This is a genomic window from Amycolatopsis azurea DSM 43854, assembly GCF_001995215.1.
In the GTDB taxonomy this organism is placed as follows: domain Bacteria; phylum Actinomycetota; class Actinomycetes; order Mycobacteriales; family Pseudonocardiaceae; genus Amycolatopsis; species Amycolatopsis azurea.
The window spans coordinates 166641-192889 of record NZ_MUXN01000006.1 but is presented as its reverse complement, the minus strand read 5'-3'; the positions used below and the strand labels follow the sequence as shown (position 1 = coordinate 192889).

The window sequence follows — 26249 nt, the reverse complement described above, 5'->3', positions numbered from 1 at the left end:
GAAGTGGAGCTCGCCGGGCGGCACGTCCTCGTCGCCGGAGCCGGGGTCACCGGCAAGTCCATCGTCCCCGTCCTGGCCGACCTGGGCGCGCGGATCACCGTCACCGACGGCAACGCCGAACGGCTGGCGGAACTCGAAGGGCTCGGCGCCGAGCTGGTGCCGGGCCTGACGGAGCCGCCCGAAGGCGTCGAGCTGGTCGTGACCAGTCCCGGCTGGAAGCCGACGTCGCCGCTGCTGGTGGCGGCGGCCGAGGCGGGTGTCGAGGTGATCGGCGACGTCGAGCTGGCGTGGCGCGTCGGGCAGCTGCGCGACAAGCCGCCGGTGTGGCTCGCGATCACCGGCACCAACGGCAAGACCACCACGGTCAGGATGCTGGAGTCGATCCTGCGTTCCGCCGGCGTCGACGCCGTGGCCTGCGGGAACGTCGGTTTCGCGGTACTCGACGCGGTACGGGCCGGGCACGAGGTGCTCGCCGTGGAGCTGTCGAGCTTCCAGCTGCACTGGTCGTCCACGCTGGCCCCGCACGCGTCGGTGGTGCTGAACCTCGCCGAGGACCACCTCGACTGGCACGGCTCGATGGAGGAGTACGCGGCCGCGAAGGGGAAGGTGCACACCCACTCCCGGAACGTGGTCCGCAACCTCCACGAGGACTGGTCGATCCGGCTCGCCGACGAGCACGCGCCCGACGGTGCCCGCCACGTCGCCTTCGGCATGGACACCCCGCGACCCGGCGAACTCGGGATCGTGGAGGACCTGCTGGTCGACCGCGCTTTCGTCGCCGACCCGGCGACCAGCGCCGAGGAACTCGGCACGCTGGCCGACGTCCGGCCCGCCGGTCCGCACAACGTCTCCAACGCGCTCGCCGCGGCCGCGCTGGCGCGTGCGTACGGCGTCACGGGCGAGGACGTCGCCAAGGGCCTGCGCGAGTACCGGCCCGCCCCGCACCGCGCCGAGGAGATCGGCGAGATCGACGGCGTCCGGTACATCAACGATTCGAAGGCGACGAACCCGCACGCGGCGAGCGGTTCGCTGCGCGCTCATCTGAACGTCGTCTGGATCGCCGGTGGGCAGCTCAAGGGCGCTTCCGTGGACGAGCTCGTCGGCTCGATCGCCGGAAGGCTGCGCGGAGTCGTCCTCTTCGGTGTGGATTCACCCGTGATCGCCGCCGCTGTTGCGCGACACGCGCCGGATGTCCCGGTCAACAGCCTCCCTTCGGGTGACGATGACACCATGACTGCGGCGGTGAAGGCGGCCCGCGCCCTGGCGCGCCCTGGAGATGTGGTGCTGCTGGCCCCCGCCGCGGCGTCGTTGGACATGTACCGCAGTTACGGCGAGCGCGGCGACGCGTTCGCGCGTGCGGTCCGTGTCCTGCGCGACGGTGCGGGGGAGACCAGTGACGGCGGTTGAGGAAAAGAGGCGCGAGACTCCCCCTCGCAAACGGCGTGAGCGCAAGGAAAGCCCGTTCGTCGCCTTCCGTACCGCGCTGACGGCGTGGCTTTCCCGGCCCCTCGCGTCTTTCCACCTGGTACTGGCGCTCACCGGTGTGCTGACCGTGATCGGCATCGTGATGGTGCTGTCGGCCTCGTCGGTCGCCTCGGTCAACCCCAAGACCGGTACCGGCGTGTACGCCCAGTTCAGCAAGCACATCATGTTCGTCGCCATCGGCGCGGTGGTGTTCTGGATCGGGCTCCGGGTTCCTCTGGAACGCGTCCGGCGGCTGTCGGCGACGGCGACCGTGGTCTGTCTCGGGCTGCTGGTGCTGGTGCTGACCCCGCTCGGCTCCACGGCCAACGGCTCGCAGGGCTGGTTCAAGCTCGGCGGGTTCGCCTTCCAGCCGGTCGAGGCGGCCAAGGTCGCGCTGGCCTTCTGGGGCGCGCACATCCTGGTGATCAAGTACAACATCATCAACCAGTGGCGCCATCTGCTCGTCCCGGTCGTGCCGATCGCGCTGCTGATGTTCGCGCTGGTCATGATGCAGCCCGACCTCGGCGGCACGGTCACCCTCGCGGTGGTGCTGCTGGCCCTGCTGTGGTTCGCGGGCGCGCCGAAACGGCTGTTCGGCGTCATCCTCGCGGGTGGTCTCGTCGGGGTTCTGGTGCTGGCCATCATCGAGCCGTACCGGCTCGCACGGGTCCTGTCGTTCGTGTCCGGTTCCCCGGACACCAGCGCGGACGGCTTCCAGGCCAACCAGGCGAAACTCGCGCTCGCCGACGGCGGCCTGTTCGGCAAGGGCCTCGGCCAGGGCCAGTCCAACTGGGGCTACCTGCCCAACGTGCAGAACGACTTCATCTTCGCCCTGATCGGCGAGGAACTCGGCTTCATCGGCTGTGTCGTGGTGCTGGGGCTGTTCGCCGGGGTCGCCGTCGTGGGCCTGCGGATCGCCACCCGGAACCTCGACCCGTGGATCCGCATCGTGGCGGGCACGCTGACCGTGTTCCTGGTCGCGCAGGCGGGCATCAACATCGGCTACGTCGTCGGCCTGCTGCCGGTCACCGGGGTGACGCTGCCGTTGATCTCCTACGGCGGGACGTCGCTGGTGATCACCATGCTCATCATGGGGATCCTCGCCAACGCCGCCCGGCACGAACCGGAGGCGGTGGCCGCACTGCGTTCGCAGGGGCCAGGTAAATTCGGACGCCTGCTGAGGCTTCCCGCGCCCGAGCCGTACCGCCCGCCCGCCAAGCGGAAGGGCACCGCGGCCCGCGGCGGCGCCACCAAGGCGGCGAGGCCCGCGCCGAGGACGGCGAGGCCTTCGCCCGCCCAGGAACGGCGCCGGTCGGTACGGGAGCCCGGCAGAAGGACGGCCGCGCGAACCGCGGTGAACCGCGGTACCGCGAAACGGGGTACCGCAAACCGGAGAGGTCATAGGTGAACAACCCCGTCAGAGGTGGCGCCGGAGCCGAAGTCGAAGGCAAGGCGCCGGTGGTCGTGGTCGCCGGCGGCGGTACCGCAGGGCACATCGAACCGGCACTCGCCCTCGCCGACGCGGTGATGCGCCTGCGTCCCGACGCGACGGTGATCGCGCTCGGGACCCAGCGCGGGCTGGAGAACAAGCTCGTCCCGGCGCGCGGCTACCCGCTCGAGCTGATCCCCCCGGTGCCGATGCCGCGCAAGCCGACACCGGAACTGCTGAAGATGCCGCTGAAGGTCCGCGACTCGGTCAAGCGCACCCGCGAGATCCTGGAGCGCGTCGGCGCGGACGTCGTCGTCGGCTTCGGCGGTTACGTCGCGCTCCCGGCGTACCTCGCCGCGCGCGGGCGTACGCCGATCGTGGTGCACGAGGCCAACGAGAAGCCCGGCCTGGCGAACAAGGTCGGCGCGCGGTTCGCCGCCCGCGTCGCCGTCGCCGTCCCGGGGACGCCGCTGGCGAAGGCCGAGGTCGTCGGCATCCCGCTGCGCCGTTCCATCACCGCGCTCGACCGCGCTGCGCTGCGCGCCGAGGCCCGCGAGCACTTCGGTCTCGACCCCGACGCCCCGACGCTGCTGGTCTTCGGCGGTTCGCAGGGCGCGGTGTCGATCAACAACGCGGTCTCCGGCGCGGCCAAGGAGTTCGCGGACGCCGGGGTCGGTGTCCTGCACGCCCACGGGCCGAAGAACACGCTGGTCGTCCAGGAGTTCCCCGGGAAGCCCCCGTACGTCCCGGTGCCGTACCTGGAGCGCATGGACCTGGCCTACGCCGCCGCCGACGCGGTGCTGTGCCGTTCCGGCGCGATGACGGTCGCCGAGGTGTCCGCCGTCGGCCTGCCCGCCGTGTTCGTCCCGCTGCCGTACGGCAACGGCGAACAGGCGGTCAACGCCCGGCCCGCGGTCGACGCGGGTGCCGGGCTGATGGTCGCCGACGCCGACCTCTCCGCCGCCAAGGTCGCGGAACTGGTGATCCCGCTGGTGTCCGACGCCGACCGGATCGCGAAGATGAGCGCGGCCGCGGTCGGCCTCGGCCACCGGGAGGCCGACGAGACCCTTGCCAAGATCGTGCTGGAGGCCGCAGGTGCCTGATCAACTTCCCGACACGCTGACGCGTGCCCACCTGATCGGGATCGGCGGCGCCGGGATGAGCGGTATCGCCCGCATCCTGCTGGCCCGCGGGGCCCAGGTCTCCGGATCCGACGCCAAGGAGTCGCGCGCTTTCCTGTCGCTGCGTGCCCAGGGCGCCGAGATCGCCGTCGGCCAGAGCGCGGAGAACCTCGACGCCTTCCCCGAGGGTCCGTCCTCGGTGATCGTGTCGACCGCCATCAAGGACGACAACCCGGAGCTGGTGGCCGCGCGGGAACGCGGGATCACCGTGCTGCACCGCGCGCAGGCGCTGGCCGGGCTGATGGAAGGCCACCGCGTCGCCTGTATCGCCGGGACGCACGGCAAGACGTCGACGACGTCGATGCTGACCGTCGCGCTGCAGCACTGCCGTCTCGATCCGTCGTTCGCCATCGGCGGCGACCTCAACGAGTCGGGCGCGAACGCGCACCACGGCGAGGGCGGGCTCTTCGTCGCCGAGGCCGACGAGAGCGACGGGTCGTTCCTGGCCTACTCGCCGTCGGTCGCCGTGGTGACCAACGTCGAGCCGGACCACCTGGACCACCACGGGACGGCCGAGGCGTACGTCTCGGTGTTCACCGACTTCCTCGGCCGGATCGAGCCGGGCGGGCTGCTCGTCGTCTGCGGTGACGACGAAGGGGCCGCGAAGCTGGGCGCGCAGGCGGAGGAACGCGGCATCCGCGTCCGCAGCTACGGGCGTTCGGTCACCGGCGCGGACGACGCCAAGGTCCTGGACTTCGTGCCGACCCCGGACGGCGGCGTGGTCCGGATTTCCTTGCAGGGCGAGGAAATCGCTTTGCGGGTCGCGGTTCCGGGCGAGCACATGGCGCTGAACGCGATCGCCGCCCTGCTGGCCGGGATCGAACTCGGCGCGCCGGTCGACCGGCTGGCCGACGGGCTCGCCGCGTTCGGCGGGGTCCGGCGGCGGTTCGAGTTCAAGGGCCGCTCGGGCGACGTCCGGGTGTACGACGACTACGCGCACCACCCGACCGAGGTCGACGCGCAGCTGCGCGCGGTGCGGACGGCCGCCGGTCAGGGCCGGGTCGTCGTGGTCTTCCAGCCGCACCTGTACTCGCGCACGAAGACGTTCTCGAAGGAGTTCGCGGCCGCGCTGTCGCTGGCCGACGAGGTCGTCGTGCTGGACGTCTTCGGGGCCCGCGAGAAACCGGAACCCGGGGTGAGCGGCGCGCTCATCGCCGACCAGATCTCCGGTGTCCCCGTGCACTACCAGCCCGCGTTCGACGTCGCCGCGAAGCTCGCGGCGGACCTGGTCGAACCCGGCGACCTGCTGGTGACCATGGGCGCCGGCGACGTCACGCAGCTCGGCCCGGAGATCCTGGCCGAACTGGACCGGCGGGCAGGCTAGCCATGACAACGCCCGGCGGCCGGCCATGACACAGACCGGGGAACGCCGCCGCCCGGCCGAACCCGGTCGGCGTCCGCGCTCCGAACGACCCGACCGCAGCAAGCGGATTCCCCGGGCCGAACGGGCTCGGCGGGCGAAGGACCGGCGCGGCAGGCGGTCCGTCCAAGACCGCCGCCGCCCGGCCCGGCCCACCAGGAACAAGGAGATGCGGCGGCGCTGGGTCGCGCTGCTCTCGGTGCTGACCGTCGCCGCCCTCGTCTACCTGCTCTGGTTCAGCTCGATGCTGGGCGTGCAGCAGGTGGACGTCGTCGGGGCGAGTTCCGTACCCGCGGACCAGATCCGCGGCACGGCGGCGGTACCGGACCAGAAGCCGATGCTGCGCCTGGACGCCGACGAGATCCGGGACCGGGTGGCGCAGATGCCCGGCATCGCCACCGTCGACGTCTCCCGGTCGTGGCCGCACACCCTCGAGATCACCGTGACCGAACGCGCCGCGATCGCCTTCTTCGACAGCGGGCCCGGCGGCGACGGCGTGCACCTCGTCGACGGCGCGGGTGTCGTGTTCAAGACGGTCAAGGAACGGCCCGCGGGACTGCCCGAGCTGAAGCTGCCCTCGGTGTCGGCCGACGACCCGGTGACCCGCGCGGTGACCGGCGTCCTCGGCGTGATCCCGCAGCAGCTGCTCAAGCAGGTCACCACCGCGACGGCGAAGACGCCCGGCAGTGTCGAGTTCGCGCTGGCCGACGGCAAGACCGTGCGCTGGGGGACCTCGGCGGACACCGAACGCAAGGCGAAGGTCCTGGCCGCGCTGCTCACCCGCGAGGGCAAGGTCTTCGACGTCTCGGCACCCGATCTGCCCACCGTCTCCTGACGCGTTTCGTCCTCTGAACGCGGTAGTACTCAGGAGGGGATCAGGGCTTCGATGCCGTCCAGCAAGCGCTCCAGGCCGAAAGTGAAGCTCTCGTCGGCGGCTTCGCACGTCTCGATGTCGTAGCCGCCGCTTTCCCAGATCCGGGTCATCGCCGGATGCCGGTCCACGTCGAAGTACTTCTCCCAGAACACCGACCGCTGCCCCCACCAGGCGTCCGTCGACTGCCCGGTCTGCTGCTCGACCTGCACCGTCTCGGCGAACAGTGTCGCGTTCGCCTGGACGTAGATCTCGATGCTGTTCGCGGCCGCGGCCGCCTTGCGCGGCGCCAGCCCGATGTCCGACACCGCCGCGATCAGGTACTCCTGGCCCGCCATCAGCCCGGGCCCGAGCACCGGCCGCACCATCGACGTCGAGCGCAGCCACGGATGGGCCCGGAACACGGCCAGGGTGCGTTCGGCGTAGAGCCGCACCTGCTCGCGCCAGCCGTCCGGCCGGGGATCGCCGGGACCGGGGAGGTCCCGTTCGGCGAGCACCGAGTCCACCATGAGGTCGAGCAGTTCGGTCTTGCCGGGGACGTAGGTGTACAGCGTCATCGTGCCGACGCCGAGCTCCTCGGCGATCCGGCTCATCGACACGGTCGCCTCGCCCGCGCCGTCGGCGAGCGCGACGCCGGTGGCGATCACCTGATCGAGAGTCAGTTTCGGCTTCCGACCCCTGGTCGGCTGCCGGGCCTCGCCGCGGTCACGCCACAACAGTTCGAGGCTGCGCTCGAAGTCCATCCACACTCCACTCGGCCGTGAAACTGGATTCTACATTCCCGTATCAGGTACGGTTAACCCATTCCCGTAGGACGTACGAAAAGGAGTGGAATCGTGACGATCCTGGTGACCGGTGCGACCGGAAGCGTCGGCAGGCTGCTGGTCGACGAACTGGTGAAGGCCGGGGCGCCGGTGCGGGCGCTGACCGTCAACCCGGCGAAGGCGGCGCTGCCGGAGCAGGTGGAGGTCGCCAAGGGCTATCTGGGCAAGCCGGAGACCTTGCCGGAAGCCCTCAAGGGCATCGAGACCGTGTACCTGGCGCCGCTGGCGGACACGGTCGACGACTTCGTGAAGCTGGCGAAGGAGGCCGGGGTGCGCCGGGTGGTGGCGCTGTCGGGCAGCAACGCCGACGACCCGGTGGAGAACTCGAGTGGCGTGGCGTACGCGATCATCGAGAAGGCGATCCGGGAGGCGGAGTTCGACTGGACCTTCCTGCGGCCGGGCGCGTTCATGAACAACACCCTCGGCTGGGCGGAGACGATCAAGGCCGAGCGGGTGGTCCGCGAGGCCTACCCCGAGTCCCGGATGACACCGATCGACCTCGCGGACATCGCCGCCGTCGCGGCGCACGTCATCCTGACCGAGGGGCACGTCGGCGAGAAGCACACACTGAGCGGGCCGACGGCGATCAGCCAGCGCGAGCAGGTCGCCGCCATCTCCGCCGCGCTCGGCGAGGAGGTGACCTTCCAGGAGCTCACCCGGGAGGAGGCGAACAAGCAGTGGGCCGACGCCGGGATCCCGGCGGAGATCGCGGAATGGCTGCTCGACGGCTTCGCGTACTTCACCGAGAACCCCGACAAGCCGACGGGCGTCGTCCAGGAACTCACCGGACGGCCCGGGGTCTCCTACGCGGAATGGGCCGTGGCGAACGTCGAAGCCTTCCGCTGAAGTTGCTCCTTTTGCCGGACAACCGGCAGCCCCGCTCCGGCGTGATGATCACGCAGGTCGGGGAAAGGGAGAAAGCATGAAACTCAAGTCCTGGGTGCGCTTCGCGGCTCCGGTCGTCGCCGCCCTCTCGGTCGCGGTGCTGGCGCAGCCCGCGCAGGCGGCGAGCCGCATCGCGTGGCGCCCCACGGTCCTGCCGATGCCGTCCGGCGGCTACCAAGGGGTCGTGACCGGGTCCGACGGCAAGGGGGAGTACACGGGCACGGTCACGGTCAACGGCGTGCAATCGGTCGTCAGCTGGCGCAATGGGCAGCCGGTGGTGCGGGGGGTGCCGGAGGGCTACGAGGCGGCGCTGGCCGAGGACGAGAACCCGGCGGGCGTCGTGGTCGGCACGACGCACGACTACGACACGAGGGTCAGCCGGGCGTTCGTGCTGGACGCGACCGGGTTCCACGTCAAGGAGATCCCGGCGGGCTACGACTACGTGTACGGCGTCGCGATCAACACGCGTGGCGACGTGCTCGGCCGGGCCATGCATTTCAGCGGGAACACCGGGACCGACGCCGCGGTCCTGTGGCGGGCGGAGGGCGGCGCGCCGGTGCTCGTCCCGAGCGCGCCGGACACGTCCTACGTGCGTGATCTCGACGAGGACGGCACGCTCCTGTTCGACTCGGGCAACAGCTCGACGTTGTGGAAGGACGGGGGCATCCGGCGCGTGTCGCCGAGCCCGGCCAGCCAGGGCTGGGGCTACGCGATCCGCAACGGGGTCGTGGTCGGGACGCGGATCTGGGGTGGCGTCGAACAGGCGGTGCGCTGGGCCTCCCCGGACGCGGAGCCGGTCGGGCTGGCGGGCGGCGCGAGGGCGCTGAGCGTCAACAAGGTCGGCCTGACGACCGGGCTGGTGCCGAACCCGTCGGGGCCGGTGATCGTCGGCAACGCGATCGCGTGGCGTACCACGACCCAGGGAGAGGTCCGCGGGCCGAGCGGCTACTCGACGTTCGAAGCCTCGATCGCGGCCGACGACGGTTCGCTGGCCGGGTTCGCGGCGCACGACACGAACGGCAACGGCAGTGTGCCGGTGGTCTGGCGCCTGACGCCGTGAGCTGAGCTCAGCGTGCTCTGCGGGGAAGGCGCGTCGGCAACGGCGCGCCTTTCCGTGGCCGGTCCGTCGTCGCCTGAACGGGAGCTTGAGCGGGCGGCGGTGACGCTCGCTTCGGCTGCGGCAGTGGAGGCGGCGCCTGCGACTCGCGGGGCCAGGCGGGCGTGATCATCGCCTGCGCCCCGACCCGGCGGACCGGCAGCCCGTGCGACTTCCGCGCGGGCAGGCCGGGCCAGATCTCGCCCGCCTCCTTGGCGGCGTCGCGGATGGCGGTGCCGTCGAGCGCGGTGTGCGTCTCCTCGATGTCGCGATCGAGCCACTGGACGATGAACTCCAGCGGCCCGTCGGGCGGCAGTGGCCACAGGAAGATCTCGTGGTCGACGTGGAACGCCGAACCGCCCAGTCCCTGCGCGCGCAGCACCGGCTGGTCGGGTTTGGCGGCGGACGGCACGGAGATGGTCTCCGAACTGGCCCGCCTCCCGTCGGGGAAGAGCACGCCGACCAGCAGCGCGTTGTAGTCCGGGACCCGGCGGTGGTCGATCAGGCCTTCGCCGGGCTCGTCCAGCAGGAGATCCCGCGAGTACACCGACAGCTGGAAGGACACCGACTCCGGCCACACCTCGATGCCGCGCAGCGCCACGATGGTCCGTTCGGCGCGGCCCAGCGGCATCGACCAGGGCAGGATCGCCGGGACGATGTACTCGTGCGGCGCCTCCACCCAGGGGCGGCCGTTGTAGCCGAACAGTTCCTGTTCCGGCACCGGGAAGAGCGGACGGCTGCGCGGACCGTCCGTGAAGAAGCTCATCGTGGACCGGGCGCGACGAAACGCGAGGTGAACCTGTCCGACCTGCCGCTCACGCCGTCAACGACCACCATGCGGTTCACGGTATCCGATGACCAGGCCGGTACTGAACGGTTTCACCTCACCTTTCGCGTCACCCGAAGCCCCTGATCCGGACTTTCGAGCCCTTCGGCACCTTCGTGCCCGGCTGCGGATCCTGTTGCAGGACGAAGTCGAAACCGCCGTTTCCGCCGCCGTGGCCGTTACCGTTTCCCCGACCCTCACGGTCGGCCTCCAGACCCGCCTGCCGCAGGATCTGGACGGCCTCTTCCATCCGCTTGAAGGTCACGTTCGGTACTTCGACGGCGTTCGAAACGAACACCCCGATCCGGCGGTTGCTCGCCTTGCCGCCGCCCTTCGGGTCGGTGCGGATCACCTGGCCGGCGGCGAACTGGTCCGAGAACTCCTCGCCCGCCTGGAACGGCTGGAAGCCGGCCTGCTGCAGGATCTGGAAGGCGGCGTCCTTGCTCTGACCGGTGACGTCCGGGACCGGCGGCAGCGGTTCGGGGCCCTTCGACAGGACGATCGTGACCTGCCCGCCGATGTTCAGCTGCGAACCGGGGCTCGGGTCGACGCGGATCACCTTGCCCTTGGCGACGTCGCTGTACTCCTGCTCGCCCTGCGCCGGGGTCAGCTGCGCGGCCTTGATCGCCGTCTCCGCGTCCTGCTGGCTCGTGCCCGCCTGGATGTCGGGAACGATCGGGCGGCCCTTCGACAGCACGACGTTGACCGTGGTGCCCGGCGCGAGCGACGTGCCCGCCGCGGGGTCGGACCGGATCACCGTGTGCTGCGCGGCGGTGTCGCTGTACTCCTCGGTGTAGGCCGGCGTCAGCTTCGCCGTGCGGAGCGCGTCACCGGCGGCGGCCTGGTTCATCCCGGCCAGCTTCGGCACCGACGACGACGTCGGGCCGGTGTCGTTGAGGATGAAGGCGAACGCGCCGATCAGGCCGCCGAGGATCACCACCGCGGCCGCGATCATCAGGTAGAGGCGTTTGCGCGACTCCGGCTTCTCGCCGTCCGCGGGCGGCTTGGGCCGCGGGGGAGGCGTTCGCGGCGGCTGGGCGGCGGGGAACTGAGGCTCCCGGTGCATCGCCTGCGTGCCGCGCGGCCCGGTGACCGGCATGGTCGCCTCGGCGACCGGGGTCAGCACCGTCGTCGCCGCGCTCGGGCCCGCCGGGACGGCCGGGATGCCGGGGGTGGTGCGCTCGGCGTCGGTCTCCCGGTCGGCGTCCGCGGGCAGCGGCACGGGCACCGGGACCGCCGGGATGCCGAGGGCGGTGCGCAGGTGGTTCAGTTCGGCGAGGAACGCCGTCGCGTCGGCCGGGCGCTGCTCGGGGGCGCGCCGGGTGGCGCGCAGGATCAGCTCGTCCAGCATCGGCGGGATGTCCGGGCGCAGCTCGCTCGGGCGCGGGACGTCGTCGTTGACGTGCCGGTACGCCACCGAGAGAGCGGTGTCGCCGGTGTACGGCGCGCGGCCGGTGAGCATTTCGTACAGCAGGATCCCGGCCGAGTAGACGTCGCCGCTCGACGTGGTCGCGCCGGTGGCGACCTGTTCGGGCGAGACGTAGGCGACGGTGCCGAGGATGACGCTCGAACTCGTGGTGCCCGCGCTCGCGATCGCGCGGACCAGGCCGAAGTCGCCCACCTTGACCACGCCGCCGGACAGCTGGGTGCCGCCGCGGCCGATGAGCACGTTCTCCGGTTTGACGTCGCGGTGCACCAGCCCGGCGGCGTGCGCCGCGGCCAGCGCGGAAAGCACCGGTTCGGCGATGCTCAGCGCGAGCGCGATGTCCAGCGGGCCGCGTTCGGCGAGCAGTTCGCGCAGGGTCCCGCCGTCGACGAGCTCCATGACCAGGAACGCGCGTCCGGACTCTTCACCGCCGGGGGTGTCGAAGCCCTGGTCGTGCACCGCCACCACGTGCGGGTGGTGCAGCCGGGCCGCCGACCGGGCCTCCCGCTCGAAGCGCTCGACGAACGACCTGTCGTCGGCGAACCTCGGGTCCATGATCTTGATGGCGACCTGGCGGTCCAGGCGGGTGTCGACGCCGCGGTACACCGACGACATCCCACCGCGTGCGAGCAGCTTGTCCACCCGGTAGCGGCCCTCGAGCAGAGTGCCCACCAGCGTGGGGTCCGTGCGTGTCACGGCTATGGATCGTACGGAAGTGCCCATGTTCTGGTGTACGGGACCTGGCTCCCCGGGGATCACGATTCGCGGCATTTCGTCGAATCGGCGGTATACGTGACCATTCGGGCACTCTCCGTCACAGTCGAGTCGTCACCCATGCGTACTAACGGAGCGGGAGACGGAATGTGGCACAGTGTCACCTGTGAGTGGTATTCCCGTCGCCGACGACGTTCTCGATGCAGATGTGGCCGTTCTTCCCCTGCCGGAGGTCGCGACCGCGCTGAACGTTTCGGCCAACAAGGTCCGCCAGATGCTGCGCGACGGCCACCTGATCGCCGTCCGGCGCAAGGGCGAGCTGTACGTCCCGGCCGCGTTCCTGGTGAAGGACGGCGTGGTCAAGGGCCTGGCGGGCACCATCACCGTGCTCGCGGACTCGGGCTTCAGCCGGACGGAGATGCTGCGCTGGCTCTTCGCCGAGGACGAGACGCTGCCGGGGACCACCCCGGTCAACGCGCTCCGCACGAGCCACGGCACCGAGGTCAAGCGGCGCGCGCAGGCGATGGCGTTCTAGTCCGCCCGGACGTTCTGACCAGTACATACGTCGCAGCCGCGAGCAGCTGACAGCCCGCCGCGGCGCCCAGCGCGGCGGTTACGGAGAGTGCGCTCAGTGGCCCCGCGGCCGCCGCTCCCGCCGCGAGTCCGGTGATCTTCACGCTCGCCGCCGTGGTGAAAACCTGCGCCCGGACGTCCGCGGGCGCCTCGCGGTGCCGGATGGCGAAAAGCGCCGAAAGTTGTGGTCCTTCGGCGAAACCGGCGAGTACGGCGGCGGCCAGGAGGGTCACCACGTCGTGCCCCGCCGCCGCGAGCAGGAAGCTCGCGCCCAGCAGGACGGTGGTGGCGAGCACGGTGCGATCCGGCGGTGGCGGCTTGCGGGCCAGCACGGCGTTCGCGATCAGCGACGCGGCGGCCAGCACGGTGAGCAGGAGCGCGCCGAAGCCCGGATTCCCCAGCCGTTGGGCGCCGAGCAGCGGATAACAGACGATGGCGATCCCGATGCCGACGAAGGACACCGTGGACGTCGCGGTGGCCCTCAGCAACGCGCGCTTGCGGAAGAGGACCGCGAACCCGTCGGCGAGCCGGCGGAGGATCGGTTTCGCGGGCTTCGCTTCGACGGCAGGCAGCGACCAGGCCGCCGGGAACGCCACCACGACCAGCGTGATCGCGACGGCGACCGCGGCCGGAGCTCCGGCGTACGCGGCCACGAGCCCGGCGAGCCCCGGTCCGGCGAGGCTCGCGGCGGTGAACGTCATCGCGTCCAGCGCGCTCGCCCTCGCCAGCGGTGTCCTGCCCCGGACGTCGGGCAGTTGCGCCGTCCAGCCACCCGCCAAGGCCGGGTTGAGCAGCCCGGCCGCGACGGCCACCGCGATCGCCGCCGGGAGTTCGACGAGCGCGAGCACCGCGCCGAGCCCGCCCGCGTAGGCGAGCAACGCCCACGCCAGCAGCCGTCCGGGACGGGGACTGCGGTCGAGCAGCGCGCCGAGCAGCGGCCCGCCCGCCGCCGCCGAGATCGTCAGGCCCGCGAGCAGCGCGGACCCGGTGGCGGCCGAGCCGTCGACACTGAGTCCCAGCAGGAGCAACGCCGGTCCGGACAACTCGTCGCCGGTCCTGGCGACCGTCGCGCCGGCGAGGTAGACGGCGAGACTGTAACGGCCTTTCATGAGAAAGACGTTACAGTGGGGTATGACTTCAGCGCAGCGGGATTTCCTGCCCGGCCGTTCGGCACGGGCGGCGGCACAGCGGGCGGTGGATCTGCTGGAGGTCCTGCTCGGTCCGGAGCCCTCGGTTTCGGCTGTCCATTCCGTGCTGGAGGCGCACGGGGAGACCTCGGTCGAGTTAGGCCCCTCGGACCTGACGTCCTTGCGCGAGGCGGCTTCGGAGCTGCGTGAGGTCTTCGCGGCGCGGGATGCCGCGGAGGCGGCAGGGGTGCTGAACCGGCTGCTGGCTCGCTACGCGCATCCGCCGCGGCTGACCGACCACGCCGACGGGTTCGGCTGGCATCTGCACGTGGACGCCGACGACGACGGGCCGTGGGGAGCGTGGCTGGTGACGTCGTCCGCGCTGGCGCTGGCGGTGCTGCTGGCGGACCGTCAGGCGCCGCCGGGTGGGCTATGCGCCGCTTCGGGCTGTGGGAAGCCCTTCGCGCACTTGGGTGGTGGGAGTCCGCGCCGGTACTGCTCGACGCGATGCGCGACCCGGGAGCGGGTCGCGGCCCACCGCAAACGGTCTTGACCGAGGGCGAGGCGTAACTCACGTGATCAGGAACGGATCTCGCGTGCTCAGAGTCGAAACTCGCGTGATTGAAGGCGGAACTCACGGATCAGGCGGCGATCGCGAGTGTGCGGCGTCCGATCACGCGAGTTTCGTCTCTGATCACGCATGATCGCCGCCTGATCACGCGTGATCGCCTTTCTCCGCCGAACACGCAGCGAAGCCGCGGTACATGAAGGCCCCCTTCCTTGCGCCAGACGCAAAGAAGGGGGCCTTCATGTACCGCAGGCGGAAGCTCAGCCCTGCTTGTCGCGCCACGCGATCCAGGGCCGCAGCTTGTCCAGGTTGTAGTCCGGTCCGCCGGTCGCGACGGTGAACAGCGAGACACCGTGCTCCAGCAGCTTCGGCCCCAGCTCCTCCGGCTCGCCTTCGACGGCGACCGAACGCTCGATCTCCTTCGGGTCCCGGCCGACGTCGGCGCAGTGCTGGTCGAGGATCTTGACCTTGCGCTCCACGACCTCCGGGTCGCCGAAGCCGTGCCAGATGTCGGCGTGCTTCGCGACGAGGCGCAGCGTCTTCTTCTCGCCGCCGCCACCGATCAGCACCGGGATGTCGCGGACCGGCTGCGGGTTCAGCTTGCCGAGCCTGCTCTCGATCCGCGGCAGCGCCTCGGCGAGGTTGTCGAGCCGACCGCCGGCGGTGCCGAACTCGTAGCCGTACTCGTCGTAGTCCTTTTCGAACCAGCCGGAGCCGATGCCGAGGATGAGCCGCCCGTCGGAGATGTTGTCGACGGTGCGGGCCATGTCGGCCAGCAGCTCGGGGTTGCGGTAGCTGTTGCACGTCACCAGCGCGCCGATCTCGACCCGCGACGTGGACTCCGCCCAGGCGCCCAGCATGGTCCAGCACTCGTAGTGCAGTCCCTCGGGCTCGCCGTAGAGCGGGTAGAAGTGGTCCCAGTTGAAGACGATGTCCACACCGAGGTCTTCGGCCTCCGAAGCCGCCCGGCGGATCGCCTTGTACTCGGCGTGCTGGGGCTGGAGCTGAACCCCGATCCGGATCTTCCTGTTCGCAGCAGACGTCATGATCGCAGCCTAAGCCTGGAGTTGCTCCACGTGCTCGCCAACAGCCTCGGAAGGGCGACGGCCGCGCGACGACGACGGGGGACGACGGCGCGGGTGTTCAGCACGTCGTAACCGAGGGCCGCGATCTCGTCGAGAATGCCTTCGTAGAGCACGAGCGCGGTTCGCACACAGTCCCGGGATTCCTCGCGCAGCAACGGGATTCCCGCTTCGGCGCGGCGGTACACCGCCCGGTTGCGCGCCACCGCCACGGCGAGCGCGCGTCGCACACGCCGGTCCGGCAGGCCGCGGGCACGTGACCATGCGAGCAACTCGCGGTCGACGCCGAACGCGGCCAGCTCTTCGGTGGGCAGATACAGCCGTCCCCGGTCGAGGTCTTCGCCGACGTCGCGCAGGAAGTTGGTCAGCTGGAACGCCTCGCCGAGCGCGGCCGCGCCGGGAACGGCCTCGTCGACCGGGACGACGGTGCCGAAGACCGGCAGCATCTGCAGCCCGATCACCTCGGCCGAACCGTGGATGTACTCCTTGAGGTCGGCGTAGGTCGCGTACTCGGTCACCTTGAGGTCCATCGTCATGGACCGCAGGAACGCGTCGAACAGTTCGCGGTCCAGGTCGTGGCGGCGCACGGTGTCCGCGAGCGCGGTCAGCACCGGATCGGCGGGCGTGCCGCCGTCGAAGACCTGCCCGACCATGACGGCGACGTCGTCCAGCGCGACGGCGGGATCGGTGCCGGGCGCGGGGTTGTCGACCACTTCGTCCGCCATCCGCGCGAAGCCGTACAGCGCGTGCGCGAACGGCCGCGTCCTGGCAGGCAGCAGCCGGGTCGCGAGGAAGAACGTGCGGCCGTGGTGCGCGTTGATGCGGCGGCATTCGGTGTACGCGGCCCGCAACGCCGGTGCGGTGATGCCCGCGGCGTCGAGTTCGTTCATCGGCCGGTGACCCTTCCCGCCGCGAGCCTGCCGGAGATCACCACCGGCGGGATGCCGACGCCCGGTGTCGTCCCGCAGCCCGCCAGCACGACGTTGTCCGCAGCCCGCATCAGGTTCCCCGGCCGGAACGGGCCGGTCTGGGAGAAGGTGTGCGCGAGGGAGAACGGGGTGCCCGCGGTGAGGCCGCGTTCCGCCCAGCCCGCCGGGGTGATCGCCTCGTCGACGGTGAAGTCGTCCGCGAACCCGGTGAGGCCGCGGGTTTCCAGTGTGCGCAGGAGTTCCGTGCGATAGGCCGGCCCGACCCGGCCCCAGTCGATCTTGCCGCGGCGCAGGTTCGGCGCCGGGGCCAGCACCGAGATCACCTGGTCGCCGCCGGGGGCCAAGCCCGGTTCAGTCGCGGTCGGCCGGGTCACCAGCAGCGACGGATCGCTCATCAGCCTGCCTTCGCGGATGATCTCCGAGAACGTCTTTTCCCAGGCCTGGCCGAAGAAGATGGTGTGGTGGCCCAGATCCGGCCACGACTTCGGCGCGTGCCCGTGCAGCACCACGGCCGACGGCGAGTACCGCAACGGCAGCGGACGCCTGGGGCGGGCGCCGAGCAGCCGGTACGCGGTGCCGAGTTCGGTCGCGAGAACCACGGTGTCGCAAGGGATCCGCTCGCCGGAGCGGGTCCGCACCGCGCGTACCCGCGAGGAAACCCTTTCCAGCCAAGCGGCTTCGGTGCCGAATCGCACTTCCGCGCCCGCCCGCCCGGCCGCGTTCGCCATCGCCCGCGCGATCTCGCCCATCCCGCCCGACGGGTAGTAGACCCCGCCGACGGTGTCCATGTAGGAGATGACGCCGTAAGCGCCGATCGCGCGGGCCGGATCGAGTCCGGCGTAGAGCGCCTGGAAGGAGAACAGGCGGCGCACCCGGTCGTCGCGCAGGAACCCGTCGATCTTCGGGCCGAGCCGCCCGAAACCGCCCAGTGCGGCCAGTTTCGCCAGTTCCGGGCGCACGAGATCGAGCGGGGAGTCGAAGTTCGCGCCGATGAAGTGGTCCTTCTGCACCGCGTACAGCTCGGTCAGCCAGCGCCGAAGCCGACGGTAGCCCTCGGCTTCGGCCGGACCGGCGGCCGCGCGGATCTCGGCCTCCATCGCCGTCGCGTCGGTGTGCACGGCGATCGTGCTGCCGTCGGCGAACCTCGCGCGGTACGCCGGGTCGAGCCGGGTCAGCGTCAGGTTGTCCGCCAAGGATTCGCCGACCGCGGAGAACGCTTCGTCGAGCAGTTCCGGCATGGTCAGCACGCTGGCCCCGGTGTCGACGGTGTTGCCGCCGAAATCCGCCTGCCCGGCCCGGCCTCCGGGCGTCTTGTCCTGCTCCAGCAGGGTCACGCGGCGTCCGGCGCCGAGCAGGTGCAGCGTCGCCGACAGTCCGGCGAGCCCGCCACCGATCACCACCACGTGGTCACTCGGACCGGTGACGGTGCGCATCAGTACGTCCGCTGGGTCGCCTTGACGACCAGCCCGGTCAGCGCGGCGGGAGCGGGTTCGGCCAGGTGGGCACGGTCCAGCGCCGCCATCGCGGACTCGGTGAGCTCGTCGATGCGGCGTTCCACCGCGTCGACGGCGCCGACGTCCTGCAGCGCCTCGCGCACGGTCTCGACGGCGTCTTCGGACAGGTGCGCGTCGCCGATGGCGTCGGAGATGACCTTCGACGCGGCGGCCTTGCCCTGTTCGGCCGCGCGCTGGAGACCCAGCGCGACCAGCAGCGTCCGCTTGCCCTCGCGCAGGTCGTCGCCCGCGGGCTTGCCGGTGACCGACGGGTCGCCGAACACGCCGAGCAGGTCGTCCCGCAGCTGGAACGCCACGCCGACCTCGTCGCCGAACTCGCGCAGCGTCGCGATCAGGGCGTCGTCGGCGCCGCCGAGCGCGGCACCGAGGTGCAGCGGGCGCATGACGGTGTATGCGGCCGTCTTGAGCTTGCAGATGTGCAGCGCGGCCTCGGGGGAGGCGTCGCCGGTGGCCTGGGTGCGGACGTCGAGGTACTGGCCGGCGAGCACCTCGGTGCGCATCGCGCGCCACGCGGGCCGCGCCGCCGCGAGGGCCGCGGGCGGGAGCGGGGCCTCGCCGAACATGTCGTCGGCCCAGGCCAGCGCGAGGTCGCCGACCAGGACGGCGGTCGCGAGCCCGAACGTGCTCGGCGAACCCAGCCAGCCGCTGTCGGCGTGCAGCTTCGCGCCCGCGATGTGCACCGTCGGCGAACCGCGGCGCGAATCGGAGGAGTCGATGAGGTCGTCGTGGATCAGCGCGCACGCCTGGATCAGCTCCAGGCTCGCCACCGCCTGGAGCACGCCTTCGACGTCCGGCCCGCTGGGGTCGCCGCCCGCGCCGCGCCAGCCCCACCAGGCGAACGTCGGGCGCAGCCGTTTGCCGCCGCCCAGCACGAACCCGGCCAGCGCGTCGATCCCGGCCCCCACGGTCGGTTCGGTGCGGCGGATCTCGGCACCGGCGCGCTCGAGGAACCCGGCCAGCGCCCGCTCGACGTGGGCGGGCAGATCGGCGTCGTAGGCGGACGTGTCCATGGGCACATCCTCCGGGAAGGACGCGGCCGTGACCCAGTCGGGTGCCTCCGAATGTGGCGAATCAGACGTCAGCCACGGCCCTTGTCGCGCGCTCCCTTGTCATAGTGCCGCTTCGCCCGCGCTCGGTTTCCGCAGTCCGACGAACTGCACCAGCGCCGCGACCGGTTTCGCGTCTGGTCGGTGAAGATCCAGCCGCAGCCCGGCCCCTCGCACTCCCGGATCCGGTCCAGCTCCCCGGAGCGCAGCAGTTCCTCGGCCGCCAGCGCGAGGAAGTGCGGCAACGCGGTGCCGTCGGTCAGCGGCACCGTCCACTTCAACGGGAGAGCGGGCGGGAGTTCGGCGTATCGATACGCCGCGAGCAGCGGCTTCCGGAGCGGTGTGACGTCCTGTGGGTCCGACACGAGGACGTCGTAGAGCGTCTCGCGGAACGACTTCACCGTCTCCAGGACGGACTCGGAGATCTCCAGCCGTTCGGTGCCCGCGCCGACCAGGACGACCCACTCGGACAGCCGTTCCGGAGCCGAAAGCCGATCGTCCCGCCTGGCCGGATCGCGGCGCCAGGAAACGGTGTTGACCAGGTCCAACGGCACGCTCCCGCCGATGCTGTCGTACCCGTCCCAATGACCGTCCACAGATCCTCCTAATGGTCAAACGAAGTTTAGCTTGTTAGAGTCGGCGGCATGACAACGCTCCGGCACAACTATCTGGCCGGCGCCCGCGTCGGGCTCGGGCTGGGTGTCGCCACCTTCGTCCTCGGTGTCACCTTCGGCGCCTACAGCCAAACCCTGGGCTGGGGGATCGCGGCCCCGATCGTCGCGTCGATCGTCGTGTTCTCCGGCTCGGCCCAGTTCGCGCTGGCGACCGCGCTCGCGGGCGGCGGCAACCTCGCCGTCGCGGTCGGCGCGGCGGCCCTGATCAACGCCCGTTTCCTGCCGATGGGCGCCGCCGTCGCCGCGGATCTGCGCGGCGGTCGCCTGCGCCGCGCGTGGGAGGGCCAGGCCGTCGTCGACGGTTCGTGGGTCGCCGCCCACCTCGGCGAAGGGCGCTTCGACCGTGAAAAGCTCATCGGCTGCACGCTCGTCCAGTTGCCCGCGTGGGTGCTGGGCACGGTGCTCGGTGTGCTGGCCGCGCCGCCTCCGGACGTCGTCGCGCGGTTCGGGCTCGACGTCGTCTTCCCCGGCTTCTTCCTGGTCCTGCTCGTCGACGAGCTGCGCCGTTCGCGGGAAGCGGTCCGGACGGCGGCGCTGGCCGCCTGCCTGGCCGGGATCCTGGTGCTGTTCGTGCCCGTCGGCCTCGCGCTGATCGGCGCGTCGGCCGCCGCGCTGCTGGGCCTGGGGGTGCGGCGATGACGCTCTGGCTCGCGATCGTCCTCGTCGCGCTGATCAGCATCGGATTCAAGGCGGCGGGCCCGGTCCTGCTCGGCGACCGGGAGATGCCGCCGCGCCTGGCGGGCGTGATCGCGCTGCTCGCGCCCGCGCTGCTGGCCGGGCTCGTGCTCACCGAGGTGACCGGCCCGGCCTGGTCCGGCGTCGACTGGACGCTCTGCGCGGGACTGGCCGCGATCGCGGTGACCTACGTGCTGCGCGTACCGGCGCTCGCCGCGATCGTCTGCGGTGTCGTCGTCACGGCGGCCCTGCGGTTCCTGATCTAGGACCAGAACGGGCCGCTCAGCCCCGCTTGGGCGAAGTACGCGGCCGCGGCGGCCGGGTCCCGCCGGGTGTAGCCGTGGTCGAGCCTGCCGTCGTACCAGCCTGCCGCGAGCCGCCACAACGTCCGCAGGTCCATCACGTAACCCTTGTCCTGCCCCGTTTCCGCGAGCCATTCGTCCACACAGGACTCATCGCAGAACAGGCGCTGGTTGCCGCAGGTGTGCACGACGTCGTCCCACATCCGGGCCGCCGGGACGAGGAAATGCGCGACCAGATCACCCTTCGGTGGCACTTGGTCATTCACCATCAGGGCCTGCGGTTCGCCACAGCCGCGGCAGCGCGTGGACACCAGCACCTCGGGTTCGGCCTTGACCAGATGCGGGATCGCGAACGCGTCCCAGGCGCAACCGCCCCACCACAACGTTCCGGCGCCCATCACGGAGAACCCCAGCGGGATCGCGGCGAACGGGTGAGCCATCACGACGTGTTCGCATTCGTCGAGCACCACGTGCCGCTGCTCCGCGAGCCGGTGCAGCGCCTGTTTCGCCACCGCCAGCGATCCGTGGGCGGCGTCGGCCAGTTCCGGCGCCGTCGGCGGCCTCCCGTGCTCGGCGAACGCGCGGTAGACCGCGACGCGGACGTCTTCGTCCCAGCTGGTGTCGTGCTCGGCGCTCATGGCGGCTCCCTGTGGTCGCCACCGAGTCTCCCCAGGCAGGCGCCGTTCGGCAACCGCTCCGAGTGGCTTCCGAGTGGCTGAAGTCGCACGCCCATAGCCTGAGAGGGGGCTCCCAGCCAGCGGACTTTCCCCCTTAACATGAGCGGTATGACGTCGGTGGTCGAGCGGTTGCAGGGTGATGGACCCGTGTTCTCCATCGAGTTCTTCCCGCCAAGGGACGCGGCCGACGAGGCCGTGCTGTGGAAGTCGATCCGGGAACTCGAGCCACTGGACCCGGCGTACATGTCCATCACCTACGGCGCCGGCGGCTCCAGCCGGGACGGCACCATCCGCAGCATCGCCCGCGTCGCCACCGAAACCACGCTGGTGCCGATGGCGCACCTCACCGCCGTGAACCACTCGGTCGCGGAACTGCGCAACGTCATCGGCTGGTACGCCGCCGTCGGCGTGCGGAACATCCTCGCGCTGCGGGGAGACCCGCCTGGCGACGTGTACGGCGACTGGGTCCCGCATCCGGACGGGCTCAACTACGCCGAAGAACTCGTCGAACTGGTGCGCTCCCTCGGAGACTTCTGCGTCGGCGTCTCGGCCTTCCCGTACGGGCACCCGCGGTCGGCGAACCTCGAAGCCGACACCGAATACCTCGTGCGCAAGCTGCGCGCGGGCGCGGATTTCGCGATCGCGCAGCTGTTCTTCGAGCCGGAAGACTTCCTCCGCCTGCGGGACCGGGTCGCGGCCACCGGCTGCGAGGCGCTGGTCATCCCCGGCATCATGCCGCTGACCACGCCGCGGACGCTGCACACGTCGATCAAGCTGTCCGGCGCGCCCGCGCCGCGACGGCTGCTGGACCGGCTCGAACCGCTGGCCGACAAGCCGAAGGCGTTCCGCGCGGCCGGTATCGACGCGGTCACCGAACTGTGCGAGCGCCTCATCGCCGAAGGCGTCCCCGACCTGCACTTCTACACGTTCAACCGGTCCAAGGCGACGCGTGAGGTGGTCAACAGGCTCGGGCTGGTCCCGGCACGGGCGTAACTCCGTACCGAAGTCGGCCGCCGTCCCGGTAGCGTGCCGGTCATGGCTTCAACCGCGCGAAGTGTGCATCAGATCTGTGACCGGTACGTCGACGAGATCGCCGCGGCCGACCCGGTCGCCGCGACGACGTACGGCATCTCCGGATACGACGACCAACTGACCGACTACTCGCCTGCCGGGCACGCGGCCAGGGCCGCTATCGCCGCGCGTGCGCTGGCCGAGATCCAAGCGGCCGAACCGGGTGACGACGGCGAACGCGCGGCCAAAGCGGTCTTCGTCGAGCGGATCGGGTTGCGGCTGGAGATCCACGAGGCGGGTCTCGACCTCGCGGCGCTGAACGTGATCGAAAGCCCCGTGCAGGAACTGCGCATGGTCTTCGACTTCATGCCCACCGAGACCGCGGAGGACTGGGCGACGATCGCCGCCCGGATGGCGAAGGTGCCCGAGGCGCTCGACAGTCTCCGCACCGCGCTGCTCGCGGCCGCGGACGCCGGCCGGGTGTCGGCGTTGCGGCAGGTCCGCAAGGTCGCCGAACAGGCCGAAACCTGGGCAGGGCTGAAGGACGACGCCGGTTTCTTCGAGACCCTCGCCTCGGGCGCGAAGGACATCGACGAGAAGCTCCGCGCCGAACTCGGCCAGGCCGCTCACGCCGCTCAGGAGGCGTACGCGGAGTTCGCCGGATTCCTCCGCGCCGAACTCGCCCCGCTGGCTCCGGTCAAGGACGCCGTCGGCGCCGAGGTGTACAAGCTGTGGTCCCGGGCGTTCACCGGCGCCACCCTCGACCTGGACGAGGCCTACGCCTGGGGCTGGGCCGAGTTCACCCGCATCGAAACGGAGATGCGCGAGGTCGCGGGCCGGATCAAGCCCGGTGCCACCCTCGCCGAGGCGGCCGCCGCGCTCGACGCCGACCCCAAGTACGTCGTGCGCGGCCGGGCGGAATTCCAGGCCTGGATGCAGAACCTCTCCGACAACGCGCTGAAGTCGTTGCGGGGCAAGCACTTCGATATCTCCGACCAGGTCATGGGGCTGGAGTGCAAGATCGCCCCGCCGGGCGGGACCGTCGGCGCCTACTACACCGGCCCCAGCGAGGACTTCTCGCGCCCCGGCCGCATGTGGTGGTCGCTGCCGCAGGGCCGGGACGAGTTCACCACCTGGCGCGAGGTCAGCACCGTCTACCACGAGGGCGCGCCCGGCCATCACCTGCAGATCGCCACCGCCGTCGACCAGTCCGCCTCGCTGAACAAGTACCAGCGGCTGCTGGCGTTCACGTCCGGGCACGCGGAGGGCTGGGCCCTGTACTCCGAGCGGCTCATGCAGGACCTGGGTTTCCTCTCCGACGACGGCGAGCTCTTCGGCATGCTGTCCGAGCAGCTGTTCCGCGCCGCGCGCGTGATCGTCGACCTCGGCATGCACCTGGAACTGGAGATCCCGGCGGGCACCGGCTTCCACGAGGGCGAGCGGTGGACGCCCGAACTGGGCCTGGAGTTCATGCTCACCCGGACCGTCACCGACCCGGCCCACGTGCACGACGAGATCGACCGCTACCTGGGCTGGCCCGGCCAGGCGCCGTCGTACAAGCTCGGCGAACGCCTCTGGCTCGCCGCGCGCGACGAGGCCCGCGCCCGGCAGGGCGACGCGTTCGACATCAAGCAGTTCCACACGCGTGCCCTGGCGCTCGGCGGGATGGGCTTGGACACCCTGCGCGAGATGCTCGCCGCCCTGGACTGATGCTGAAGGGGACTTTCCCCGCATAAGACGAGGCGAAGGACGCTTTCCCTGCATCGCATGCGGGGAAAGCGTCCTTCAGCCCCTCTTTGATACGTTCGTCCTCGTGCACCGGATCTTTCTCGTCACCCCACCCCCCGTCTCCTGAGCGGGGTGTCTCCGGCCGCGTGGCGTTCCCGCCGCCCGGCCGATCCGTGCTGCACTGAAGCACCCCGCGTCGTCGACGTCCTTTCCGACAGACACAGACGCAGGAGCGTTTCCCCATGTCCGTTGCCCTACCCACGCGCGCCCGATCGTCGGCCGCGCTCGTCCTCGCCGGCGTCCTCTGGGGGACCGGCGGCCTCGCCGGATCCCTGCTCGCCTCCCGGGCGGGACTCCATCCGCTGAGCGTCGCCGCGTACCGGCTGCTCATCGGCGGCGTGATCGCCACCGGTTACCTCTGGCTCACCGGCGGCCTTCGCGGCCTTCCCCGCACGCCTGAAGTCCGGCGCCGCCTGCTCGCCGTCGGCGGCCTGTTCGCCCTCTTCCAGACCAGCTATTTCGTCGCGGTGTCGCTGAGTTCGGTGAGCGTCGCGACCATGACCACCATCGGCAGCGCACCCGTGCTGCTCGCCGTCGCGACGGTCGTCAAGACCCGCCGCCTGCCCGGAGCATGGACAGCGGTGTCCCTGGCCGGGTCCCTCATCGGGCTCGCGTTGCTGCAAGGGACACCGGGGGAGAAGGTCGACGCCGCAGGGGTGTTCTTCGCGCTCCTCGCCGCTGCCGGGTTCGCCGCGCTGACCCTGGTGACCGCGACCCGCGTCGAGGGGCTGGATCCCTTGCCCACCACGGCTTTCGGCTGCCTGATCGGCGGCGCCGCGCTCACCCCCGCCGCGCTGTGGTTCGGGATGGGCGTGCCGCCGCAAGCCGACGTGCTCGCGCTCGTCCTCTATTTCGGCGTCGTGCCCACGGCGCTGGCGTACGCGGCCTACTTCCGCGGTCTCGAGAGCGCGCACCCCGTGCTGGCCGCGCTGTCCGCCCTGCTCGAACCGCTGACCGCCGCGCTGCTGTCCATGGCCGTGCTCGGGGAGCGGCTCGGTGCCGTGGGCTGGTGCGGCGCGGCGGTGCTCATCGCCGCGCTCGCCGTCGCCTACTCGAAGCCCTAGAGGGGCAACGTCCGGCCGAGGATCGCGAACGCCCGCGGATCCCCGGCGAAGTGGTAGTCCCGCAGCACATCGACGAACCCGACGCGCCGGTACAGGTTCCAGGCCCGGCTGGTGCCTTCCGGCGTGGAAAGGAGGACGTGGGCGTTGGGCACGCCGTCGAGCAGCCGTCGCAGGAGGTCCTCGCCGATCCGCTTCCCCTGGCTCGCCGGGCTGACGTGGATCTCGGTGAGCTCGAAGTAGTCGGACATCCAGTGCTCGGCGGCGGCCTGGCCCTCACGACGGGTCAGGCCGTGGCGGACCTGTTCGTGCCACCACTGGCCGCCGCGGCCCTTGTAGCCGTAGGCGAGCCCGAGCAGGACGCCGTCCGCGTCGAGCGCGGCCATGCAGCGCCAGCCTTCGCGCAGCGCGTGCGTGAGCCACATCGGCGCGCGCTGTTCCGCCGTGCCTTCGGGGTAGCGCATGGCGTCGACGTAGATGGTCAGCGCCTCGGGGAGCCGGGCGCGGAACTCGTCCGCGGACAGCTGGACGTAACGGGTGCATTCCGAGGACATCGCGGTCACGGGCGCCCATCCTGCCCGTCGCCCGCGACGTCCGCGGGAGTGCCCCCGGTCAGCGAGACGAGCCCGGCGAACGTCGTGGGGTACACCGACTTCGGATGCCCGGCGGCGGCCCAGACGACTTCGTGGGCGCTCAACGCGGTGTCGACGAGGGTGGGCAACGCCTTCGGGTGACCGACCGGCGCGACGCCGCCGATCGGCTGGCCGGTGTGCGCGCGGACGAAATCCGCGTCCGCCTTGCCGATTTCGTCGGCGCCGGTCAGCGAGGCGAGGAGCCCGGTGTCGGCGCGGTGCGCGCCCGAGGTCAGGGCGAGCAGGGCCGTCTCCGTGTCGCCGGTGCGGCTGCGGAACACGAGGCTGTTCGCGATCGCGCCGACGTCGACACCGAGTGCTTCGGCGGCCTGCGCGGCCGTGCGGACCTCGGCGGGGAGGATCCGGATCCCGTCCGCGGCGGCCTGCTGGCCCGCCTCGGCGAGCGCGGCCGCGACCTTGGCCACCGAGGGATGACCGGACTGGTCGATGGTGCTCATGAGCCTATGAGATCACGTGGCCGATCCCGTGTCCCGCGCCACATGCGGCGATCACC

General features: G+C 71.2%; 26 protein-coding genes. 14 read left to right on the top strand and 12 right to left on the bottom strand.

The genetic code is table 11. The features are described from left to right. Positions 1 to 3: 3 nt before the first annotated feature. From murD to B0293_RS10500, 5 genes are read left to right on the top strand one after another with little or no spacing between them, the layout of a single operon-like run. Positions 4 to 1407, top strand: a complete 1404-nt coding sequence (gene murD / locus B0293_RS10520) for a UDP-N-acetylmuramoyl-L-alanine--D-glutamate ligase (protein ID WP_005156457.1) — start codon at positions 4 to 6, stop codon at positions 1405 to 1407. Then, positions 1394 to 2872 (top strand): putative lipid II flippase FtsW, encoded by a 1479-nt coding sequence (gene ftsW, locus B0293_RS10515; protein ID WP_005156459.1) that lies wholly within the window; start codon positions 1394 to 1396, stop codon positions 2870 to 2872. The genes murD and ftsW overlap by 14 nt, the downstream gene beginning before the upstream one ends. After that, a complete protein-coding gene (gene murG, locus B0293_RS10510) occupies positions 2869 to 3996 on the top strand; it encodes an undecaprenyldiphospho-muramoylpentapeptide beta-N-acetylglucosaminyltransferase (RefSeq protein WP_005156461.1) in 1128 nt (375 codons plus the stop codon). Before ftsW ends, murG begins: the two co-directional genes overlap by 4 nt. Continuing rightward, positions 3989 to 5398, top strand: a complete 1410-nt coding sequence (murC, locus tag B0293_RS10505; RefSeq protein WP_005156464.1) for a UDP-N-acetylmuramate--L-alanine ligase — start codon at positions 3989 to 3991, stop codon at positions 5396 to 5398. Before murG ends, murC begins: the two co-directional genes overlap by 8 nt. A gap of 25 nt (positions 5399 to 5423) precedes the next feature. Beyond that, positions 5424 to 6269, top strand: coding sequence for a cell division protein FtsQ/DivIB (locus tag B0293_RS10500; protein ID WP_005156466.1), 846 nt, complete (start codon positions 5424 to 5426; stop codon positions 6267 to 6269). 29 nt (positions 6270 to 6298) lie between these two features. Here the strand turns inward: B0293_RS10500 and B0293_RS10495 are convergent, their stop codons facing one another. Further along, positions 6299 to 7048, bottom strand: a complete 750-nt coding sequence (locus tag B0293_RS10495) for a TetR/AcrR family transcriptional regulator (protein ID WP_005156468.1) — start codon at positions 7046 to 7048, stop codon at positions 6299 to 6301. Positions 7049 to 7141: 93 nt separating this feature from the next. Between B0293_RS10495 and B0293_RS10490 the strand changes: the two genes are divergently transcribed. Together B0293_RS10490 and B0293_RS10485 are read left to right on the top strand one after the other, a co-directional pair. Further along, positions 7142 to 7975 carry an NAD(P)H-binding protein gene (locus B0293_RS10490; protein ID WP_005156470.1) on the top strand — a complete coding sequence of 278 codons (834 nt, stop codon included), beginning with the start codon at positions 7142 to 7144 and terminating at the stop codon, positions 7973 to 7975. Positions 7976 to 8051: 76 nt separating this feature from the next. Then, positions 8052 to 9074 (top strand): hypothetical protein, encoded by a 1023-nt coding sequence (locus B0293_RS10485; RefSeq protein ID WP_005156472.1) that lies wholly within the window; start codon positions 8052 to 8054, stop codon positions 9072 to 9074. A gap of 7 nt (positions 9075 to 9081) precedes the next feature. Here B0293_RS10485 and B0293_RS10480 read toward each other — a convergent pair whose 3' ends face one another. Together B0293_RS10480 and B0293_RS10475 are read right to left on the bottom strand one after the other, a co-directional pair. After that, positions 9082 to 9876: a hypothetical protein gene (locus tag B0293_RS10480; RefSeq protein ID WP_005156474.1), complete on the bottom strand. Its 795-nt coding sequence runs from the start codon at positions 9874 to 9876 to the stop codon at positions 9082 to 9084. 130 nt (positions 9877 to 10006) lie between these two features. Continuing rightward, positions 10007 to 12058, bottom strand: a complete 2052-nt coding sequence (locus B0293_RS10475) for a Stk1 family PASTA domain-containing Ser/Thr kinase (RefSeq protein WP_039917658.1) — start codon at positions 12056 to 12058, stop codon at positions 10007 to 10009. Between the two features lie 184 nt (positions 12059 to 12242). Between B0293_RS10475 and B0293_RS10470 the strand changes: the two genes are divergently transcribed. Then, positions 12243 to 12611 carry an Rv2175c family DNA-binding protein gene (locus B0293_RS10470; protein WP_037343213.1) on the top strand — a complete coding sequence of 123 codons (369 nt, stop codon included), beginning with the start codon at positions 12243 to 12245 and terminating at the stop codon, positions 12609 to 12611. Here B0293_RS10470 and B0293_RS10465 read toward each other — a convergent pair. Further along, the gene (locus B0293_RS10465) at positions 12580 to 13758 is read right to left on the bottom strand and encodes an MFS transporter (protein WP_005156488.1); all 1179 of its coding nucleotides are present in this window, start codon (positions 13756 to 13758) and stop codon (positions 12580 to 12582) included. The genes B0293_RS10470 and B0293_RS10465 overlap by 32 nt on opposite strands. 22 nt (positions 13759 to 13780) lie before the next feature. Between B0293_RS10465 and B0293_RS10460 the strand changes: the two genes are divergently transcribed. Next, on the top strand, positions 13781 to 14329 hold the full coding sequence (locus B0293_RS10460; RefSeq protein WP_005156491.1) for a CGNR zinc finger domain-containing protein: 549 nt from the start codon (positions 13781 to 13783) through the stop codon (positions 14327 to 14329). A 275-nt stretch (positions 14330 to 14604) separates the two neighbouring features. Here B0293_RS10460 and B0293_RS10455 read toward each other — a convergent pair whose 3' ends face one another. From B0293_RS10455 to B0293_RS10435, 5 genes are all read right to left on the bottom strand, one after another. Next, positions 14605 to 15390, bottom strand: coding sequence for an LLM class F420-dependent oxidoreductase (locus B0293_RS10455; RefSeq protein WP_005156494.1), 786 nt, complete (start codon positions 15388 to 15390; stop codon positions 14605 to 14607). Further along, the gene (locus B0293_RS10450; protein WP_005156497.1) at positions 15387 to 16316 is read right to left on the bottom strand and encodes a phytoene/squalene synthase family protein; all 930 of its coding nucleotides are present in this window, start codon (positions 16314 to 16316) and stop codon (positions 15387 to 15389) included. Before B0293_RS10450 ends, B0293_RS10455 begins: the two co-directional genes overlap by 4 nt. Then, positions 16313 to 17788, bottom strand: coding sequence for a phytoene desaturase family protein (gene crtI / locus B0293_RS10445; RefSeq protein ID WP_005156500.1), 1476 nt, complete (start codon positions 17786 to 17788; stop codon positions 16313 to 16315). Before crtI ends, B0293_RS10450 begins: the two co-directional genes overlap by 4 nt. Beyond that, positions 17788 to 18879, bottom strand: a complete 1092-nt coding sequence (locus B0293_RS10440) for a polyprenyl synthetase family protein (protein WP_005156514.1) — start codon at positions 18877 to 18879, stop codon at positions 17788 to 17790. The genes crtI and B0293_RS10440 overlap by 1 nt, the downstream gene beginning before the upstream one ends. Before the next feature lie 68 nt (positions 18880 to 18947). Next, complete coding sequence (locus tag B0293_RS10435; RefSeq protein ID WP_005156517.1) at positions 18948 to 19511, bottom strand: CGNR zinc finger domain-containing protein; 564 nt, start codon at positions 19509 to 19511, stop codon at positions 18948 to 18950. Between the two features lie 48 nt (positions 19512 to 19559). Between B0293_RS10435 and B0293_RS10430 the strand changes: the two genes are divergently transcribed. Both B0293_RS10430 and B0293_RS10425 read left to right on the top strand, forming a co-directional pair. Continuing rightward, a complete protein-coding gene (locus B0293_RS10430; protein ID WP_005156519.1) occupies positions 19560 to 20228 on the top strand; it encodes an AzlC family ABC transporter permease in 669 nt (222 codons plus the stop codon). Continuing rightward, positions 20225 to 20530, top strand: a complete 306-nt coding sequence (locus B0293_RS10425; RefSeq protein ID WP_005156524.1) for an AzlD domain-containing protein — start codon at positions 20225 to 20227, stop codon at positions 20528 to 20530. Before B0293_RS10430 ends, B0293_RS10425 begins: the two co-directional genes overlap by 4 nt. On the opposite strand, the gene merB is transcribed toward B0293_RS10425, so the two are convergent. Next, positions 20527 to 21204, bottom strand: a complete 678-nt coding sequence (gene merB / locus B0293_RS10420; protein WP_005156527.1) for an organomercurial lyase — start codon at positions 21202 to 21204, stop codon at positions 20527 to 20529. The two genes, B0293_RS10425 and merB, sit on opposite strands and share 4 nt — an antisense overlap. A 147-nt stretch (positions 21205 to 21351) precedes the next feature. Here merB and metF point away from each other — a divergent pair, with 147 nt between their 5' ends. The 3 genes from metF to B0293_RS10405 all read left to right on the top strand — a co-directional run bounded on the left by metF (position 21352) and on the right by B0293_RS10405 (position 25106). Then, entirely contained in the window at positions 21352 to 22236 is an 885-nt protein-coding gene (gene metF / locus B0293_RS10415; protein ID WP_005156530.1) for a methylenetetrahydrofolate reductase [NAD(P)H], read from the top strand. A gap of 42 nt (positions 22237 to 22278) precedes the next feature. Continuing rightward, complete coding sequence (locus tag B0293_RS10410; RefSeq protein WP_039917663.1) at positions 22279 to 23964, top strand: DUF885 domain-containing protein; 1686 nt, start codon at positions 22279 to 22281, stop codon at positions 23962 to 23964. Between the two features lie 260 nt (positions 23965 to 24224). Further along, positions 24225 to 25106, top strand: a complete 882-nt coding sequence (locus B0293_RS10405; protein ID WP_005156535.1) for a DMT family transporter — start codon at positions 24225 to 24227, stop codon at positions 25104 to 25106. Here B0293_RS10405 and B0293_RS10400 read toward each other — a convergent pair. Together B0293_RS10400 and B0293_RS10395 are read right to left on the bottom strand one after the other, a co-directional pair. Then, positions 25103 to 25666 (bottom strand): GNAT family N-acetyltransferase, encoded by a 564-nt coding sequence (locus B0293_RS10400; protein WP_005156537.1) that lies wholly within the window; start codon positions 25664 to 25666, stop codon positions 25103 to 25105. The two genes, B0293_RS10405 and B0293_RS10400, sit on opposite strands and share 4 nt — an antisense overlap. After that, the gene (locus tag B0293_RS10395; protein ID WP_005156538.1) at positions 25663 to 26193 is read right to left on the bottom strand and encodes a YbaK/EbsC family protein; all 531 of its coding nucleotides are present in this window, start codon (positions 26191 to 26193) and stop codon (positions 25663 to 25665) included. The genes B0293_RS10400 and B0293_RS10395 overlap by 4 nt, the downstream gene beginning before the upstream one ends. Positions 26194 to 26249: the final 56 nt, after the last annotated feature.